Raw genomic sequence first — 19,201 nt, forward strand, 5'->3', positions numbered from 1 at the left:
AGGTAAGTCACAGGTTTTTACTATCATATTCTTCTTTCAATTCTTCAGCTAAATATAAATCACTCATACAGTGCATATCAGATACACCGTCACGCATCAGCTGATAAGTCTCTGAATGATAAAAAAAATTCAGTGCCGCATCCAATGAAAGTCCCTGCTGCTTTGCAAAACATTCAATGACACGACTATACTTCTTCTGAAGTAAAATTGGATTCGCGTTCATACTTCCACTTCCTTTTCTTTCATCACATCAAGAAGATCATCTACGATATATTCTCGGCTCTGAGTATGCAACATTTCATATTCTGGCACCATACAAATTGAAGAACATATCTGATATTAATATTTTCTTAGTAAATTCTCCTACTTTTGCTCAATAAAATCAATTTGTGGATTTTCAGAATAACTCTTCTCAATAAGTTTATCTTGCCCAATTATTTTTACAACATTTGCAATCTTATCTGCAAGAGCTTTTTTATTGTGATATATAATATGTACATTTGCATCAGGGCATAATAATAGTTCACTCAAAACATCCCTGTCAGAAACATCAAGGGAATGTCCCAATATATATATTTCATCTGGGTCATAATATGCCACTTTAAAGTCTTGTCTCATCTTTTCTATTCGATGAATCCAATTTTTATATTCTGCACCTGTTCCTTTGTATATTCTTTGAAAAAATTTCTTAAACTCGATAAACGCATTGTCGCTATCCCGTTCAGTATCCGTAAGATATTCATCAATTCCAAGAATCATATTGCAAGTATCTGCATTATTTTTAATATCTGCTTTTCCATGTATAAAATGATACTTCACACCATCTCTGCAATTTCCATATATTCTTTCAAAAGTATTTGTATAATTAAAACTAAGAACATGATTAATTTGTAAGTTCTTAAGCATCTCTATTTCTTTTCCATTAATCTCTATTTTATTTACATATTGACAGAGATAAATTTCCAAACAATGTGTAAGACGATTTAAGTCCCTTAACAAATTCTCTTTAACCAATTGCATTCCCTTTGGATTATCCCAAACGTCATCTAAACTAAATTTCTCACTAAATCCAGCATATTGATTTTCAATCTCTCTATAATACTTAGCTTCTTCCATTGGATTTCTTCTAGCTTCATTTATCAGTTTCCGAACTGCATCTATTTCTTGAATTACCTTTGAAATTTCCGTTTCAAAATCAATCCAATTTTCTCCACACTCAGAAACTTTCTCAAAATGATTAATCCAAAAATTATCTTTTATCATCTCTTTAATTTCTGCAACAGCTGAAGCACTTTCCTTAGCTCCAAGTCCATTTTTTTGAAACCGAGAACACATATCTTCACTTTCTAAAACAAACTTCAAAAACTCCTTATAAGATGTCGGAAGTCCATGAGCAAGATCAAATCCATTACCAATCACCAAAATATTCATATGCACCCTTACCTTATTCCGTATCTTTTCGTAATTCATTTTCAATCTCATCAATTGATGGAGGTGAGACTTAAAAATCTTCTGGAATCAATTTTGATAATTCATATGTCGCCACACCCAACGACTGACTATTTGAAATCTTTCCCAACTTGTGGAAAATTTATATTATTTTAACTATGCCACCTTATCTTTCTTCTGTATTTCTTACATAAACCGTACTTCGTGAAGCACCTTCTTTTTTCAACCAGCCGCTCTCAACCATTTTTCCCAATATTTCTCTGGTTCTACGCTGTTTGATACCAAGAAGTTCCATCGCCTGCGTTGTTGTAATGCCGACATTTTCCAACACATATTTATAAATTTGCTGTTCCTGTTCATTTACCGGCACTTTATCGGCGGTTTTCCGGCGGTTTAACGGCATTTTAACGGCAGTGCTACAGTCATTAATGTCAACCTGACCTCGATAGATATTGATACGCAAATCAACTTCGCCACCAATAAACTCTGGCTCCTTCAGTCCGGCAGCTTTTACTTTTTCAATAATCCTTGGAATACCACTGCCCCAATGTTCAATTAGATTCATATAGGAAAACGCATGTGCAAGTGCTTCATTTCTGATTTTGGAATAACCTTCTTTCATACGCTCCAGAGTCTGTCCCATCGGCAGTTTTCCCGGTGAAGTAATTTCTAATCTGTTATCATACACCGCAACCTGAATCATGCCATGATCCAGATAGCTGCGATGCACCATTGCATTTATGATCAACTCACGAATCGCATCTGGTGGAATTTCATAAATATCCCGGCGGTAAATACCGACAATAGTTGCACCCAGATGAATATTCCGCAGAACAAACTGAAATGCTTCCTCTATTTGTTCCCAAAGCGGACCTGTATACTCCCGCCGATCAACAAAAACAGCTTTCGTTGTTCCTTTGAACACACCGCATTGCGTTGCAACATGAAGTCCGCCATGCCCTGTTAAAATGGCATAAGCATTGGACGGATAATCTTTTCCATCACGCTCAATTAAAATCCCCCAGGAACGAAGCTGCTGCCTGCCAACATCTTTGATGGAGGCTTTCTGACCTTCAGTATGTGCATTTTTGACTGCCTGTTCTTTCATAGATTTGCAAAGTGCATCAATTTCTTCATCTGTGATAGTCAAACCACTGCACAAAGCCTGGTCAAAGTAACGATTGCCGCCCTCAAACATCAGTTCTCTTACCATATACTCATCAGCCAGGCGTGTTGTTCCAGCAACTCGAACATATGTGCCGCCTTCTCTACCAAGAGCCTTTATATAATATGGTCTCTGTCTTCCCTCAGAGATTTCTGCTACAATGACCGTTTTACCATCAATCGTCTGTAAGCTGATATCCGGAATAATTGCCGGCTCACAGCTATCTGACACAGCATTGGCAATTGCATCCATTTTCTTAAACACATCTTCCTTGTCAAAACCTACAACTTCTCTGGTTTTATCAGCTATCCCAAAAATAATTTTGCCCCCGGTTCCATTTGCAAAAGCAACTACGGATTTCATATATTTTATACTTTTTTCCGGTAGATTTTCCTTGAACTCCACATTCTTTGATTCTCCAGCAAGAATTTCTTCTAGGGTCATTATAGCACCTCGCTCCCATTCTACGTTCACTCTCAGTTTTTCCTCTATATTTTCAATAATTCATAAATCTTTCTCGAGAAAATCAAATCATTTTCTACTTCTTCATCTGCACAAAAAAATTCTGCACATACTTTATTTTTATATACGTTGTCTAACCCAGCAATTATAAAAATCATTCTATCAATAAAACTATCAGCTTTACAGACAATTTTGCCATTAACTGTTGAAGAATACTTTATAATATATTTTACACGCTCTCTTATAGTGTTGAAATATTCTTTTCCAATTTTATTTTCAACATTCGAATAGCCAGACATATCAATTATCCATCTCAAATCAACTACAGACAGTTTTTCCTTTATACACAGGGTAAGTATTTCAAATGCCAGAATGCCACTATCCATTTTTTCTTGCGTTGCCAACAATCTATGTAGATTTTCCGCTTTCTCAAAAATTTTTTCTTGTGTACGAATATCTATATTGGCAGTAATTTCTTTAAGAAATTCTTCCAGCCCATCCCTTTCTTTAATATCAAACATCTCCATATAACTTGCGTATTTCTCAATAAAATTATGCGCAGATCCATTGTCAAGTTTAAAGCTGAATGCAATTATTTTTTTCAAATATCGGTCAACATCCATCTCATCCCCATAGATTTGATGTAATGAATTACTGATTTGTTTTTTCTCCATTGCAACTATAACTACTACATTTTCTATCTCATTAAATACATGATGAATACGTTCTAAAACTTTAATTGCATATAAAGGTAAACATCTGTCCAATTCATCAACCATGATGACTACTGTTTGGGTTTGTGATATTTTCTCAATTTGATTCTGTACTTTTTTAACTACTTTCTGGAAACCAAAATATTTATCATATATTTTTACATCCCCCTCTGGAACTTCACCAACACCATCCATGTCAATTCCCGTCTTTGCTTTTATTGCCTCAACCGCAATTTTTGTTATTGTATTCTTAACAGTCTCTAATAATACCCTTTTAGCGTCATCAGTCAATAAATTGATATACTGATCTATCTGATCCCTTAGTACAGAAATAATTGCAACTATTGGCTCTTCATAATAATCATATTTCCAACAGTCATACCGAACAACAAAGAATCGATCAGCACCAGTTTCCTCTGATTGTTCTGGCTGAAGACATTCTTGTATGTTTTCCAACACAAAGCTCTTACCGCTTCCCCATTCTCCCTCAATAGCAAAGCAACAATTTTTACGTTTTTCTGAAAGTACCATAGCTAAATCTACTATCTGTTTAACAAAAGCTTCCCTATCTAAAACATCTTCTTTTGAAATCACCACTTCACCATCTTTCTATATTTTAGCCAAACACCCTAAAAAATTACATGCTTTTTTCACATCATTCCATATCAATAACACTTTTCTGGAAAAAATTTTATTATTTATAAGTTAATTGTAACATGCAGATTTTTTTACAACAACTGTATTATTCGCAGATAAAAAACCACCTCAAAAACTGTATTGAAAAAATCAGACGTTTTCGCCAATAAATAAGGAGCTGCATTTAACAGCTCCACAGTTTATTGAATAATAGATCATCTGGTAATAGAAAATCTCTGAAAATCAACATTTCTATTATTTTCAAATTCACCAATCAGAGCTTCATTATCATTCACTGAATATATTTTGTCATATCCTGCAAGAACATCAGAATTTGTATTTTTAATGTAACGTCTGAGATCTGCTTTTGAATAATGAGGAATAACTGTCCCATTAAATAAGGACAATGCCCTATAATCATCAAGATCCTCCGTATCTCTGTCAAAATCCAATGCCAGGCGAACATCGATTCCGGCAATCATTGCACCGGCGCTGCTACCAATATAAGTTGCATTATTTTCTAACATACTTCTTTTTATTAAACCTGCAAGTTTTTTAATCCTTATCTCCTTTAAAATTTCAAATGTATTTCCTGCTGTAACATAGTAATACTCGAAAAAATCCGAAAAATCTCTTGCTTCAGCCTCTGAAGTCACAAATATGTTACTTTTTTCAAACCCCATTGATATACATGCCTCTTTTAGCTTCTCGGTAATTCTATATTTCTTTATGTCCACAAGCAAAATCTTTTTGTTTTCTCTGTCTCCCATATCTGAAATAGCTCTATGTATCAGTCTATCTCCCATTTGCGTACAAAGCCCCTGTGACGTCAAAATTATTTTCCCCATATCTACAACCCTCTCATCAGATAATTATAATGTCACACATAATACTCCTTCCCGTCGTTCAATCTAAGACATGCTAACCTTCCGCCCCTATTTCTTCGTTCATTACCGGTATCAATATCTATGTATCTTTCTCCATAATAGATATTAGCTTGTCCATATTCAGTAAGAAAGAGTGTTGCATAATGTCCGACTATGATTCTTTTATCAAACTTGATCTTTTGAGGAATATAATGAATATCATCGGAAAACAAATATTGTTCCTGGTCCCATGCTACAGCACTGTCTACAGACTTCTGAATATCAACCAGTCTAGTCTTTGGATCAATAATCTCAAAATCCGCATGATATCCAGAATGAGTAAGGAAATAACTCTTATCTTTAATAGTGATATTCCGATATATAGGAAGTCCTTTCAAAAACATCAGGATATCCGCTTTCTTATCTGCCGATAATCTATCTACTTCCTGTCGAGTAGCAGTTCCTCCACAGGCATCCCATATTTCTGCTGTAACAATTCCCTGAAGGTATCTTTCAAATAAATATTCATGATTTCCCTTGAGCAGATAGATATTTTCGCTTTTCCAAATAAAATCCAAAAGGCAAAGATTTTCTTTTCCTTTATCAACTATATCTCCCAGAATAAATAATTCATCATAAGAAGAAAAATTAATCTTTACAAGCATCTTATAAAAAGATTGAAAATCACCATGAATATCACTCATTACATATATCATAACTTATCCTCTCTCTTCTCATCACATTACACATCACCATATCCAGTATCAAATAATCGCTCTGCATTCCTTGTCGTCAGTTCAATTATTTTTTCTGTTGTAGTTCCACGAACAAGCACAAAAAAGGCCGGAAACCATTGATTTTTCAAGGTTTCCAGCCTTTCGACATAGCGTGCGTTAGAGGATTCGAACCCCCGACCTTTTGGTCCGTAGCCAAACGCTCTATCCAGCTGAGCTAAACGCACATCTTTGTTGCTTTTCCTTTGTGATATTTCGTATCACCGCTGCAACAATATGTATGATACTCTAAGACCTATAAAATGTCAAGGGTTTTTTGAAACTTTTTTTGATTTTTTTTAAAAATATTTTTTATTGCTATTTTTGATGCAAAAGCAACAGTTTTTTAATTCCGTCTAAGTGCCTCGATCGGGCTCAGTTTCGCTGCCTTTTTCGCCGGATAGATTCCGAAGAACACACCTACTGCACAGGAGAACAGCGTAGCCGCCAGGATGGTTCCCGCACTGATCCCAGGTGTGATGGTCATTCCCATACTGCTGCTGATCACCGCACAGATCACATAGCCGCCTGCAATCCCCAGCACAATACCGATCAGCCCGCCTATGATCGTCAGGATCGCCGCCTCCGCAAGGAACTGTAACATAATAGACGAGGTTTTTGCTCCAAGGGATTTCCGGATACCGATCTCCCTGGTACGCTCTGTGACGGACACCAGCATGATGTTCATAACACCGATACCACCTACCAGAAGGGAAATTCCTGCAACAAAAGAGATAAACGCAGTCACCATGCCAAGCATCTGGTTCATGGATTTCATGACATCCTGGAAGCTCTGTACCTGGAAATATTCATCTCCGGCACACTGGTGACGTCTCTCAAGAAGATTTATGATCTTGTCTGCGACCGCCTGAGAATCCAGACTCTTATCAGCCTGAACTATGATCTGATAAAATTCTCCGCTGCTTCCGGTAAAGTCGTCCATGGCCGTATAAGGCACATTTATGGTCACCGGCATTCCATCGTAAGTATAGCTGACAAAGGTTCCGTTCTCTTTCTGTGTGGTGACTCCGCAAATGCGGAATGTCTTGGTCAGATCATAGCAGGTAATGTCCAGTGTCATTCCCACTACATCATCCGTTCCGAAAAGCCTCTTCGCATCGGCATCGGAGATCACGCAGACGTTTTTTCCCTCTTCGATCTCCTTCTGCCCGAAATAGCTTCCGTACTTCACAGAAGCATTGTCCACCAGCTTGGCATCCTGGGCCTCCCCGGTCACTGTAAGATTAAAATCACCCTTTCCGGTTACGGTCTCGCCTGTATAGGAATCTGAAACATTAACACCTTCCACGCCATCCAGCTCCCGGACTGCATCAATATCTTCCGGCTCGATCCAGACCTGGTCTGCTATGGCATCATCACTGCAGTAAACAGCGATCTGGCCGCCGCCGATATCATTGATCTCGCTGTTCATCTGATTCTTCGTACCCTCACCGATGGACACAATGGCGATCACAGATGCGATACCGATGATGATCCCTAACATGGTGAGAAAGGATCTTCCCTTATTGGCCATGATATTATGGATCGCCATTTTGATATATTCATAAATATTACTCATCGGCAGTCTCCCCTGTCTCTGCTGCACTGTCACTGTCTGCCGCTGCTGCCTCTGCCTTCATTCCCTCTTCCAGGGAGCCCAGATCCTCGATGACCTCATCTCCGGCTTTAATGCCATCTGTGATCTCAACAGAGTCCTCGGAACTGATTCCTGTTGTGATATCCTGCTTCGTGATCACACCATCCTTCAGCACATAACAGAAGGAACCATCCTTGCCGATATTTACCACGCCTGCCGGAAGTGTTACCACATCCTCTGCCTTTTCTGCATAGATCTTTACCTTCGCATCTACTCCCAGAAAAATATCCTTGTCCGGCTTGTCGATGCTCACTGTGGCAGAGATCAGTGTGGAGCCCTTTTCGTTGGTTGTCGCAATGTGACTGATCTTAGTCACCTTGCCGGTATATTTCCTGTCGCCAATGGTAATGTCCGCATTCTGGCCTTCCTTTACCTTATCGTAGTCATACTTGGACACATTGATATCAACGCTGACCTTATCTGTATTCTGCAGGGTAAAAAGCTCCATTCCCTGTGTTGCCGCTGCGCCCTGCTGGACTGCTGATTTGGAAATGACGCCGTTAAAATCCGCCGAAATGCCTTTCTTTCCTTCTTCTACCAGTTCTTTCGCAGATTTTGCATCCAGCTCAGTAAGATTGTTGCTGACACGCATTTTTTCTTTCTCTTCTTCTGTAAGGCTGGCAGAATCCGCCTCTGCAATGGATTTCTGGGAAGCAAGGTCCGACTGCAGATCCGCCAGATCAGAGGTTGCCTGTTCGATCGCATTCTCAATGGCAGAAGTATCCACTGTACTTCCTGCAGAAGAAGCATCCGCAGATGCATGATCTGTCAGCCCCGATGTTTCCTCTGAAGCTCCATCGGTAACAAAATCACCGGCTGCACTACTGCTGTAATCGGAATACTCCGGCATTTTTGGCTGGCTGACCTTCTTATCCTCATAAGCTTCCTTTGCTTCCTGGCAGGTGATCTCTGCCTGACTTCTTGCTGCTTCCGCTTCATCCAGCGCCTGGGCATTCTCATCGCTCTGCTCTGCCTGCCACTGTGCAAAAGCCATCTGATACCTGGTATCTGCCTGATTATAAGCATTCTGTGCCGTTACATAATCGGAATTCAGCTGTCCCAGCTCCTGCTGGTACTGCGGAAGTGTCTCATTCTGATATGTAGTCAGCGCTTCTGAATACGCTCTCTGAGTCTCTGCATCCCTGGCAGCCTGGGCCTCTGCCTTTGCCTGGGTCTCCGCCTGAGCCTGGGCCTGCGCATCTGCCGCAGCCTGAGCCTGTACAGACGCCAGCTGTGATCTCAGGGAAGCCAGATAATTCTGCTGCTCCCTTACCTGCTGTTCCAGACTGGAAACCTTTGCTTTTGCGCTGTCCTGCTTCTGCCGGGCCTCATTGGATTTATTGATGGAATTTTTGTAATCATACTGTCCGGACTGTACATTCAGCTCTGCTTTCTGATTATCCCTCTCCAGATCCTTCACTTCAAACTCTATCAGCTTCGTTCCCTTTGAAACCGTATCGCCTTCTGCGAAGGATACGCTTTTGATCTGTGCGTTCACAGGAGAATAAAAGGTCTTCTGCTCATCACTGACAACGGTTCCGGTTGCATCTACGATCTCCCCCACATCTCCTGTCTCCGCTTTGGTAACAGCAACCTGCGGAATCTGTGATCCCCCGCGGCCTGCACCTGATGCCGCATAAATACCGCCTGCCACAACAGCCACTGCTGCCACACCGATCACAATCTTTTTCCCTTTTTTCATTCTTAAGCCTCCTCGACAAATTCCTCATTGATCGTATCTGATTCAATTTTTCCATCCATGATCCGGACCACACGTCTGGCCTGAGCCGCAATCCCATTATCATGAGTGATCAGGATCAAGGTTTCTCCTGATCTGTGCATTCCCTTCAGGATTTCCATAATTTCCCTGCTGGATGCAGAGTCCAGATTTCCCGTTGGTTCATCTGCCAGGATCACCGGCGGCCTGGCTGCGATAGCTCTGGCAATAGCCACACGCTGCTGCTGTCCCCCTGACATTTCGTTTGGCTTATGGTCCATACGTTTCTCAAGTCCAACTTTTTTAAGAGATTCCACAGCAAGCTTTCTTCTTGTTTTCCGGTCGATCCCACGATAGATCAGAGGAAGCTCCACGTTTTCCAGCGCCGTAAGATTTGCGATCAGATTAAAGCCCTGAAAGATAAAACCAATCTCCTTATTTCGTACCACCGAGAGATCATTATCCTTCATTGTGGATACATCTGTTCCATTCAGATAATATTTCCCGGAGGTGGGGACATCCAGACAGCCCAGCATGTTCATAAAGGTGGATTTTCCGGAACCGGACTGTCCGATAATAGCCACAAATTCACCCTTATGGATCTCCAGATTCACATGATCCAGCGCCCGCACCTCATTTTCTCCGGGATTGTAAACCTTGCACAGATCTACTACCCGTACCAATGCATCTTCCATAATAAAATTACTCCTTGTAAAGTAAATCAGTCCCAGGCAAGCCCCTCCTCTGCTTATTGCTTTTCGCCATTGAAACAGAGAGCTTCCCTGATCAGGTTAAAAATACAGAGCGAAGTCTGCAGGGGATACTGCTGTTTCTCGTCGGAACGCTCCAAGCCAAAACAGCAGCAGGCAGACTGCTCTGTCATTTCCGGGAAACCCCCGCTCATTGATCTGTAACGAAAAGATTACCTGAATGTCTTCAAAACTGACGCACATTTATACATCTGTTTATGCATCAAGTAAAAATGCCTTATATGCCTTGTATGCCTCATATACATCCGCCTTGCTGGTAACCTCCCACGGAGCATGCATACTCAGCACTGCCACGCCACTGTCGATAACCTCCATTCCGTAAAGTGCCGCAATATAAGCGATGGTTCCGCCTCCGCCAAAATCAACCTTTCCAAGCTCTGCTGTCTGGAAAGCAACATTGTGATCATCAAAAATCCTGCGAACTCTTGCAACGTACTCTGCATTGGCATCGTTGGAACCGGATTTTCCTCTTGCTCCGGTGAACTTGTTAAGAACGATACCGCGTCCAAGATATGCTGCATTCTTTTTCTCAAAAGCCTCACCATAGGCCGGATCATAGCCGGCACTTACATCGGAAGAAAGCATGCTGGAATTACGGAGAGCTCTTCTTAATGCAAGCTCGGAATAGCAGCCCATTCCGTCCAGAAGCTCTGCCACGCTGTTCTCAAAAAATCTGGACTGCATGCCTGTGGCACCAACGCTTCCGATCTCTTCCTTATCTACAAGGAGACAGCAGCCGGTACGCTTCGGTGTCTCCTCCATCTCCAGCATTGCCGCAAGGGATGTGTAAGCGCATACACGGTCATCCTGTCCATATGCTGCGATCATGCTGCGGTCAAGTCCACAGTCTCTTGCCTTTCCTGCCGGAACGATCTCCAGCTCTGCTGAAAGAAAGTCTTCTTCCTCAATACCATATTTCTCATTTAAAATCTTCAGCACATTCTGTTTTACCGCATCCTTTTTTGAATCATCCGGAAGCTCTGCAAGAGGTCTGCTGCCGATCAGGATATCCAGCATCTCACCCTCAATAACCTCTGCTGCCTTTTTCTGGAGCTGTTTTCCGGAAAGATGTATCAGAAGATCTGTGATGTAAAGTACCGGATCCTCCGCATCCTCGCCAATGCTGATCTCCACAATGCTTCCGTCCTTCTTTGCAACAACACCATGCATGGCAAGAGGCAGTGTCACCCACTGGTATTTCTTTACACCACCATAATAATGAGTATCCAGATAAGCCAGATCCGTATCCTCGTACAAAGGATTCTGCTTAACATCCAGTCGCGGAGAGTCGATATGTGCACAGAGAATACTCATACCTCCGGAAAGCTCTTCGGTTCCTACATGAAACAGAGCAACGATCTTCTTCATCCCTACCGCATAAACCTTGTCACCGGCCTTGATCTTCTCGCCTTTTTCAAGCTTCGCCTCAAGAGATTCATATCCGGCAGCCTCTGCTTCCTTTACGATTTCTGCAACACATTCACGTTCTGTTTTTCCTTTATCAAGAAATTCTCTGTAAGCCTTTGCAAGCTTCTCCATTTCTGTCTCTTCTGCTTCCTTATAAGAAAGCCATGCATTTCTTCTTTCCATTTTAGTGGTCCACCTTTCTTTATAGCTTCCGGCAGCTGCCGTTTCTCATCATATTATCTGCAATCTGTCTACTATTATAGGTCAAACATTTACGAATTTCCACCGCAATTCCCATTCTTTACAAAATCTTTATGATTCGTTATAGTAGTTCTTAAGAATTGACCCTGTATCCAAAATTTTCAGGTATCTTACACACGGAAGGCTTTCTGTTTCACCGTAAACTTTACCTGTATGCTCCAACAGGGCAAAGGAGGAAACAACATGCAAGCATCTGCTCAGCTAAAAGAGCTTCTTCACAGCATCAACCGCAAAAGCTATCCTGCATACAAGTCTCTGCGGGGTGCATACCAGTTTGACCGTTATATTTTGTCCATTGACCACGTGCAGGGGGATCCTTTTGCCTCTCCCTCTCACATCAGTGTGAAGCTTTCCCACCGAGACACCGGATTTCCGGCAGAATATTATAAGGATTCCCTGACCCGCATCACACTGGGAGACTTTCTGAACCGCCAGTTTGAACAGCAGGTAAACCGTTATACCTTCCGTGCAAAAGGCTCCGGAAAAAGCGGCCTGATCTCAGTAAGCCACTGTGGTCAGGAGGTTCTTGCACGTACCGCCTGTGAAATAACGGAAAAAGGCATCACTGCCCGTTTTTTCATCGGTTTCCCGGCCAATGGCAGAACCATCAACTCTCCCGAACTGGAAAAAATCCTCTTCGATTTTCTTCCGGTCTGTATTCACAAGGCATTTTTTTACCGGAATCTTGACCCGGAAGCGCTGAGAAAAGCCATCTGCCTTGCCGAAGATCAGGCATTTATCCGTCAGGAGCTGAAAAAACGTTCTCTGGCTGCCTTTGTCAGTGACGGCGCTATCCTCCCCAGGGAAAGCGGCATCTCTTCACGCCCGATGAAAAACTCTGTTCCTTTTGTTTCTCCGGAAAGCCTGAGGGTTTCCATGGAGCTGCCCCACAGAGGAACCATCACAGGCATGGGCATTCCCTGCGGCATCACATTGATCGTAGGTGGCGGCTACCATGGCAAATCCACCTTACTTAACGCACTGGAGCTGGGAATTTACGATCACATTTCCGGCGATGGCCGGGAGTATGTCATTACCGATCCTTCTGCTCAGAAGCTTCGCTCTGAGGACGGCCGTTTTATCAAAGATGTGGACATTTCTCTTTTTATCAACGATCTTCCAAATAAAAAAGACACCCTCTGCTTTTCTACAGAGGATGCCAGCGGCAGCACTTCACAGGCTGCCGGTATCGTGGAAAGTATGGAGGCCGGAAGTAAAGTCTTTCTCCTTGACGAGGATACCTCTGCCACCAACTTTATGGTCCGTGATTCCTTCATGCAGCGGGTGATCTGCCGGGAAAAGGAGCCCATCACTCCATTTCTGGAACGTGCCCGGGATCTCTATGAAAAGGCAGAGATCTCCACTATCCTGGTTGCCGGAAGCTCCGGAGCTTTTTTCCATATTGCGGATACTGTGATCCAGATGGATAATTATCATCCGGTGGACATCACAGCAGTCACCAAAAAGCTCTGTCAGGAATATCCTCTCTCAGACATTGAGGCCCCTGCATTCCGCCTTCCGGAAAGCCATCGCATCATGACCAGGGCCAAAGTGGCTCCATCCCGCCACAGCCGTCCCGGACAGCCGGAAAGACTGAAAACCAAGGTTCACGGCAAAGATGGCTTTTCTCTTGGAAAAACCGAAGTGGATCTCCGCTATGTGGAGCAGCTGATCGACTCCGAGCAAACTGCATCCCTGGCGTTGCTTCTGAAATATGCCTGCGAACATCTCATTGACGGAAAACGTACTCTGCCGGAGATCATCACTTATCTGGATACTCAGCTGAAAAGGCAGGGATTGTCCTTCTTCTCGGAAGGCTCTTATATTCCATGCGGTTATGCCATGCCCAGGATCCAGGAAATATATTCCTGCTTTAACCGCTATCGCAGGCCGTAGCTGTGCCTGAAGCTGTATATCCAATAAATCTCAGACAACCAAAAAACGCTGCCGATAAACATTGGAAATCTTTATCTCCTCTGTCATTCGGCAGTTTTTTTCTGCAATGCAAAACCACCGTCCTGTCGGCTCTGTCTTGCCAATGGAACGGTGGTTTATCTTCATACATATTTTAGGGAAAGGAAAGAGTTTTTCTTAAGAGCTTCTGTTCTCTTAAGATGTTTATATCATACAGGATAAATGTGAGAGAAATTTGTACAATTTCTAATAAATTTATAAAATTTATTAACGAAGTCTAATCATTTTCCAAAATAATCCTGCTGATCATTATTTACCATGGTCTTCCAGAAAAAGCCGAAATATTACAGCCGTTTCTTTCGCTTTTTAGTCGTGTCTCTGCTCTTTGTTATCATATGTCTCACAGAATCTGGCAGCAAAAGCCGGCGGCTCCTGATGCGCATACAAATGAGAAATGTCTCCAAAAGAGCTCATACGGAAGGACGCGATCCCTTTTCGCCTCTCCTCTGTAACAATGGTGCTCACTGATGACGGCGCCGCACAGAAATTCTGCAGCATCACCAGCGGAGAGATACTGAGAAGATAGCTGATGAGTACACAGCTTACACCGAAATGGCAGAAAAACACAAGCGTATCTTCATTGGCTTTTTCTGCTCTGTAATAATGTCCTTCCCGCACATAGCCATGCTCTGCCAGAACTTTATCAAAATTCTGTGTGACCCAGTCATACTCTTCTTTCATTTTTCCCTCTCGCAGGATGTCATTATCCCACCAGCGGTCAAAGCTGTAGAAATTTTCGATTTTCGTCCAGTCCTGTGGAAGCCAGTCCCAGGGAATGATCTTTTCCCCATGAAGATCCGGTCTTCTGATCTTTACGTCGAATTCTCTCAGCCACTTGCATTCTGTAGCTGTTCTTCCGTTTTTCTTCAGTGTGCAGGATGCGGTATCCTTTGCTCTTCCAAGCGGAGAAACATAAAAATCCCTGACATCAAGAGCTGCGATCTTTTCAGAAAGAAATTCCGCTTCCTTCCAGCCCTTTTCGGTCAGGGAATCTATTGTGTAATCCGGGTCTCCATGTCGTATAAAAAGTAATTTCATCTTTTGGTATCCTCCATTTCATAACCTGGATTTCCATTATATTCTTATTTTTTCAGTTGTCAATTCCTGATAGCTTCTGCTGCAAGGATCAAACCTGATCCGCGGTTTCTCCATGGAGCACAGCCTGCTGCTCCCTCAGCTCATAAACTGCCTTTTTCAATGCCTGAAAGCTCTCCTCACTGATTATGTGCTCGATCCTGCAGGCATCATGAATCGCTGTTTTTTCCTGGACTCCCAGTATCATCAGCCAGGAAGAGATCAGCTGATGACGTTCATATACCTTATCGGCAATCTTATGTCCATCCTCTGTCAGACGGATATCTCCGTTGTCGGCTACTGTGATGAGATTTTTCTGGCGAAGATTCTTCATGGCAACACTGACACTCGGTTTCTTAAAGCCCATCTCTGCCGCGATATCCACAGCTCTTACAAGAGAGCTCCTGTTTCCAAGGATCAGGATCGTTTCCAAATAATCTTCAGATGATTCATTTGATCTCACGTTATTTACACCTCCCTCGGTTTGTTAAAACTAACCAAGTTAATCATAACATACTTTAGGAGAATGAGCAATGGTTTTTAATGCTTTCTGTTTAGTTCTGCCTCAATTGCCAGAAGGCACTGGCTGGAACATATCTGCAGAATTCTGGAAATTTCCAGGAGTTTTTCCCTAGAGCAGTTTCCCCGGAGCAGTTCACAATATCCCTGAAATTTCATCTGTACCAGGATATGTACCAGCTCGTGATCAACTTCTTGTCCACATTCCTTTTGAAAGCGTTCATTAAGGATCTGCTCCATTTTCGTACAGGCATCCTCACGGAAATTCACATATCTGGTACCTTCAGCTCCATCTATGAGGATTTTTGCGATGTCCCTGTTTTCCCAGATAAATTCCATAAGTATCCTGTCATATTCTTCCGGATGCAGTTGTTTTTCCTGATCCGTAAAGTCTCCCATGATCCGCTTCAGATCCTCTACCGTCTCTTCCACGATTTCTTCAAAAAGAGCTGCTTTACTTTCAAAAAAGAAATATAGCGCTCCCGTAGTCACCTCTGCTTTTTTGCAGATCGCACGAAGAGAAGCCTTCAGAAATCCCCTGTCTCTGAATTCTTCCTTCCCCGCTTCCAGAAGTCTGCTCCGCACAGCATTTTCTGATTTTTCCATATTTTACGCACTCCATCATTTTTCCTGCATTCCGCTTTGCAGGAAAATTCCGCTTATTTCTGACCAGCTGTTAATTTTTTAGCAATCTGATCTTACTGATATTTTACCTTAAATCGCTGAAAAAAGAAAGTATTTTGTACCCCGTGTCAATCTGTCATCGGGGAATCTCCACGGTCTGTAACGATTTCATAGCCTACAGACTCCACACGTCTGGTAAGGCACCCTCTGCACTCTGCTGCTTCCTCGCCTGTACAGATCTTGTTATCATAAAGCTCATACTGTTTACGGTTCTTCACCGGAGAAAGATTGGGCATTACTACATTTGCACCCGCCTGAAAACCCTTTTCCCTGCCTCTGGGGTCCAGGGTCCCCAGTGCTGTGGTTGCCGGAAGAAGTACCTGTGGAAGCAGGATCCGGATGACAGACAGCAGAAACAGTGTCAGGTCCACACTTCCTGCCGGTTCCTCTGCAAATTTCGTATCATGGTGCGGGACAAATGGTCCGATCCCCACCATATGCGGATTCAGGTCTTTAAGAAAAACAAGGTCTTCCGCCAGATACTCCAGCGTCTGTCCCGGCGCACCTACCATAAATCCGGCACCTATCTGATATCCCAGTTCCTTCAGGGTATAAAGACACTGTTTACGGTTTGCAAGACTTAAACTCTCCGGATGAAGATAACGATAATGTTCCTCACTGGCCGTCTCATGACGGAGTAAATAGCGGTCTGCTCCGGCATCTTTAAATCTCTGATAGCTTTCTTTTGATTTCTCCCCAATGGATAGCGTGATCGCACAGTCCGGATATCCCTGTTTGATGGGCCGGATGATGTCAACCATCCGGTCATCATTAAACCATGGGTCTTCCCCTCCCTGGAGCACAAATGTCCGAAATCCCAGCTCATAGCCATTCTCGCAGCACTGCAGGATTTCTTCCTTTGTAAGGCGGTAACGGCTGGCATTCCTATTAGAACGGCGGATCCCGCAGTAATAGCAGTCATTTCTGCAGTAATTGGTAAATTCTATCAGACCTCTTGTATATATTTTATTTCCAAAATATTTTTTCTGTATACGGACAGCCTCTTCCCGAAGCAGACGAACCGGATCCGGATCCTGGTATAAGTGCAGAAGTTCCGGATATTCTTCCTTTGTCAGCTGTCCTTCTTTTATAAATTTTTCAACGATCCCCATACTTTATCTGTCCTTCTCTTTTATTTACAAAACTATCTGTAAAAAATATTTTATCACAAAAAAACAGATATTGCACAATATAAGTATACATGCAATATCTGTTCTTACAGAATGGTTACTGTTCATTCCGTTCTCAGTAACACAGAATGATCCAATTTTTATTTAATAAGATCCTTTACAACCTCACCGGCAATGATCAGTCCCACTACGGAAGGCACGAAGGCATTACTTCCCGGTACCTGACGTCTCTGAGTACATTTTCTTTCTGTTCCCGGAGGACAAATGCAATGAGACTTGCAGCTGATCGCCATATCATCAATTGGAGTCATTGGCTTCTCCTGTGAGTAAACCACCTTCAGTTTTTTGATTCCTCTTTTTTTCAGTTCACGGCGCATGACCTTTGCAAGGGGACAGACGGACGTTTTATAAATATCTGTCACTATAAAACCTGTTGGATCCATCTTATTTCCGGCCCCCATAGAGCTGATGATCGGTGTTCCTGAAGCCTTTGCCTGCTCTACGAGCATCAGCTTTCCGGTTACAGTGTCGATCGCATCGACTACATAATCATACTGGGAAAAATCAAAGGAATCTGCTGTCTCCGGCACATAAAATGTTTTGTGGATATTTACAACTGCATCCGGATTAATTTCAAGAATACGTTCTCTGGCCACGTCAACTTTATATTTCCCTACGGTCTTTCTTGTTGCGTAAATCTGGCGATTGATATTGGTGAGGCATACTTTATCATCATCAATGAGATCCAGGGTACCTACGCCACTTCTGACCAGTGCTTCCACCGTATATCCGCCAACACCGCCAATTCCGAATACTGCAACTCTGGAATTTTTCAGCTTTTCCATTCCTTCTTTTCCGATTAATAATTCTGTTCTTGAAAACTGATTCAGCATTTTCTGACTTCTCCTTATATTCTTTCCATGTATATTTATACTGACAATGGATATATTTTTTATATCTGTCCGATTTGTTTTACAACTGTCAGGATTCTATCATGGGAAAATAGCCTTGTCAATATCCCTACCAATAAGCTAGGAATATTTTCCCGTTTTCATCAATAAATTTTATGATACAAAAAAAGATCCCTAAAAAGGAATCTTACTGATACTGCGGGTAGCCGGACTTGAACCGGCACGGAGTTGCCCCCGAGAGATTTTAAGTCTCTTGTGTCTGCCTATTCCACCATACCCGCATATTCAATTAATTTGTTCAAAAATGGGGCCTATAGGGCTCGAACCTATGACCCTCTGCTTGTAAGGCAGATGCTCTCCCAGCTGAGCTAAGACCCCAAATATGAACGACCCAGAAGAGACTCGAACTCTCGACCTCCGCCGTGACAGGGCGGCGCTCTAACCAACTGAGCCACTGGGCCATACAAAATATAAAACTTTTAAAATGGACCTTCGGGGACTCGAACCCAGGACCGACCGGTTATGAGCCGGTTGCTCTAACCAACTGAGCTAAAGGTCCAAAAAGCCGATGATCGGACTCGAACCGATAACCTGCTGATTACAAATCAGCTGCTCTGCCAATTGAGCCACATCGGCGTATTAAACACCAAATGTTGAATCGAGTCAATGAATATCCAGTTTAGTTTTAAGTGACTCCAAGGGGATTTGAACCCCTGTTACCGCCGTGAAAGGGCGGTGTCTTAACCGCTTGACCATGGAGCCATATTTCTTTTTTATGTTTCGCTGTTTTGTATTTCCCTCAGCGACGAGTTAAATAATACCATACCTTTTTTATAATTGCAAGCTTTTTTTTGAAAAATTTCAATTTTTTTTACAAAGCCGGAAAACAGGCCGAAAAGCCTTATAAAATGGGCTTTCCAAGGGTTTGTACTTCCTTTCTCAAACCCTACCCGGAAAAATTTTTTCTGTTTTTTTCAAACATTGACATTATTTTTTCTCTGTATATAATTGAAAGTATGATGACTTAAAAAAT

General features: G+C 42.4%; 17 protein-coding genes and 7 tRNA genes. 1 reads left to right on the forward strand and 23 read right to left on the reverse strand.

The window, feature by feature from the left end:
* Positions 1-7 precede the first annotated feature (7 nt).
* From BN3261_RS09960 to BN3261_RS10015, 12 genes are all read right to left on the reverse strand, one after another.
* A complete protein-coding gene (locus tag BN3261_RS09960) occupies positions 8-223 on the reverse strand; it encodes a DUF3791 domain-containing protein (RefSeq protein WP_059086172.1) in 216 nt (71 codons plus the stop codon).
* Positions 220-315 (reverse strand): DUF3791 domain-containing protein, encoded by a 96-nt coding sequence (locus BN3261_RS18275; RefSeq protein WP_334292507.1) that lies wholly within the window; start codon positions 313-315, stop codon positions 220-222. Before BN3261_RS18275 ends, BN3261_RS09960 begins: the two co-directional genes overlap by 4 nt.
* Positions 316-363: 48 nt before the next feature.
* Complete coding sequence (locus BN3261_RS09970; RefSeq protein ID WP_059086173.1) at positions 364-1,470, reverse strand: bacteriophage abortive infection AbiH family protein; 1,107 nt, start codon at positions 1,468-1,470, stop codon at positions 364-366.
* A gap of 145 nt (positions 1,471-1,615) precedes the next feature.
* A complete protein-coding gene (locus BN3261_RS09975; RefSeq protein ID WP_059086174.1) occupies positions 1,616-3,058 on the reverse strand; it encodes an ATP-binding protein in 1,443 nt (480 codons plus the stop codon).
* A gap of 44 nt (positions 3,059-3,102) precedes the next feature.
* On the reverse strand, positions 3,103-4,383 hold the full coding sequence (locus BN3261_RS09980; RefSeq protein WP_199874114.1) for a KAP family P-loop NTPase fold protein: 1,281 nt from the start codon (positions 4,381-4,383) through the stop codon (positions 3,103-3,105).
* A 257-nt stretch (positions 4,384-4,640) separates the two neighbouring features.
* Positions 4,641-5,273, reverse strand: a complete 633-nt coding sequence (locus tag BN3261_RS09985; RefSeq protein ID WP_110925792.1) for a Type 1 glutamine amidotransferase-like domain-containing protein — start codon at positions 5,271-5,273, stop codon at positions 4,641-4,643.
* Positions 5,274-5,305: 32 nt separating this feature from the next.
* Positions 5,306-6,007 carry a metallophosphoesterase gene (locus tag BN3261_RS09990; protein WP_059086177.1) on the reverse strand — a complete coding sequence of 234 codons (702 nt, stop codon included), beginning with the start codon at positions 6,005-6,007 and terminating at the stop codon, positions 5,306-5,308.
* A 171-nt stretch (positions 6,008-6,178) separates the two neighbouring features.
* Positions 6,179-6,252: transfer RNA gene (locus tag BN3261_RS09995), tRNA-Arg, on the reverse strand.
* Between the two features lie 158 nt (positions 6,253-6,410).
* Positions 6,411-7,643 (reverse strand): ABC transporter permease, encoded by a 1,233-nt coding sequence (locus BN3261_RS10000; RefSeq protein ID WP_015527479.1) that lies wholly within the window; start codon positions 7,641-7,643, stop codon positions 6,411-6,413.
* On the reverse strand, positions 7,636-9,423 hold the full coding sequence (locus tag BN3261_RS10005) for an efflux RND transporter periplasmic adaptor subunit (protein WP_059086178.1): 1,788 nt from the start codon (positions 9,421-9,423) through the stop codon (positions 7,636-7,638). Before BN3261_RS10005 ends, BN3261_RS10000 begins: the two co-directional genes overlap by 8 nt.
* A gap of 2 nt (positions 9,424-9,425) precedes the next feature.
* Positions 9,426-10,133 carry an ABC transporter ATP-binding protein gene (locus BN3261_RS10010; protein ID WP_021650257.1) on the reverse strand — a complete coding sequence of 236 codons (708 nt, stop codon included), beginning with the start codon at positions 10,131-10,133 and terminating at the stop codon, positions 9,426-9,428.
* A gap of 270 nt (positions 10,134-10,403) precedes the next feature.
* On the reverse strand, positions 10,404-11,798 hold the full coding sequence (locus BN3261_RS10015) for an aminopeptidase (protein WP_059086179.1): 1,395 nt from the start codon (positions 11,796-11,798) through the stop codon (positions 10,404-10,406).
* A gap of 261 nt (positions 11,799-12,059) precedes the next feature.
* Here BN3261_RS10015 and BN3261_RS10020 point away from each other — a divergent pair, with 261 nt between their 5' ends.
* Positions 12,060-13,772 (forward strand): ABC-ATPase domain-containing protein, encoded by a 1,713-nt coding sequence (locus BN3261_RS10020; protein WP_059086180.1) that lies wholly within the window; start codon positions 12,060-12,062, stop codon positions 13,770-13,772.
* A gap of 384 nt (positions 13,773-14,156) precedes the next feature.
* Here the strand turns inward: BN3261_RS10020 and BN3261_RS10025 are convergent, their stop codons facing one another.
* The 11 genes from BN3261_RS10025 to BN3261_RS10075 all read right to left on the reverse strand — a co-directional run bounded on the left by BN3261_RS10025 (position 14,157) and on the right by BN3261_RS10075 (position 18,930).
* Positions 14,157-14,888 carry a histidine phosphatase family protein gene (locus BN3261_RS10025; protein ID WP_021650251.1) on the reverse strand — a complete coding sequence of 244 codons (732 nt, stop codon included), beginning with the start codon at positions 14,886-14,888 and terminating at the stop codon, positions 14,157-14,159.
* 88 nt (positions 14,889-14,976) lie between these two features.
* Positions 14,977-15,387, reverse strand: a complete 411-nt coding sequence (locus BN3261_RS10030; protein WP_021650250.1) for a metal-dependent transcriptional regulator — start codon at positions 15,385-15,387, stop codon at positions 14,977-14,979.
* A gap of 77 nt (positions 15,388-15,464) precedes the next feature.
* Positions 15,465-16,049, reverse strand: a complete 585-nt coding sequence (locus BN3261_RS10035) for a TetR/AcrR family transcriptional regulator (protein WP_059086181.1) — start codon at positions 16,047-16,049, stop codon at positions 15,465-15,467.
* 146 nt (positions 16,050-16,195) lie between these two features.
* The gene (hydE, locus tag BN3261_RS10040; RefSeq protein ID WP_059086182.1) at positions 16,196-17,239 is read right to left on the reverse strand and encodes a [FeFe] hydrogenase H-cluster radical SAM maturase HydE; all 1,044 of its coding nucleotides are present in this window, start codon (positions 17,237-17,239) and stop codon (positions 16,196-16,198) included.
* 158 nt (positions 17,240-17,397) lie between these two features.
* On the reverse strand, positions 17,398-18,150 hold the full coding sequence (locus BN3261_RS10045; protein ID WP_059086183.1) for a tRNA threonylcarbamoyladenosine dehydratase: 753 nt from the start codon (positions 18,148-18,150) through the stop codon (positions 17,398-17,400).
* A 215-nt stretch (positions 18,151-18,365) separates the two neighbouring features.
* Positions 18,366-18,449, reverse strand: a tRNA-Leu gene (locus tag BN3261_RS10050).
* 24 nt (positions 18,450-18,473) lie between these two features.
* Positions 18,474-18,546: transfer RNA gene (locus BN3261_RS10055), tRNA-Val, on the reverse strand.
* 9 nt (positions 18,547-18,555) lie between these two features.
* A tRNA-Asp gene (locus tag BN3261_RS10060) sits at positions 18,556-18,629 on the reverse strand.
* Positions 18,630-18,653: 24 nt separating this feature from the next.
* Positions 18,654-18,727: transfer RNA gene (locus tag BN3261_RS10065), tRNA-Ile, on the reverse strand.
* 4 nt (positions 18,728-18,731) lie between these two features.
* Positions 18,732-18,804: transfer RNA gene (locus BN3261_RS10070), tRNA-Thr, on the reverse strand.
* 54 nt (positions 18,805-18,858) lie between these two features.
* Positions 18,859-18,930 (reverse strand) — tRNA-Glu (locus BN3261_RS10075).
* Between the last annotated feature and the right edge of the window lie 271 nt (positions 18,931-19,201).

The sequence above is a fragment of the Blautia massiliensis (ex Durand et al. 2017) genome (assembly GCF_001487165.1).
Lineage (GTDB): Bacteria > Bacillota > Clostridia > Lachnospirales > Lachnospiraceae > Blautia_A > Blautia_A fusiformis.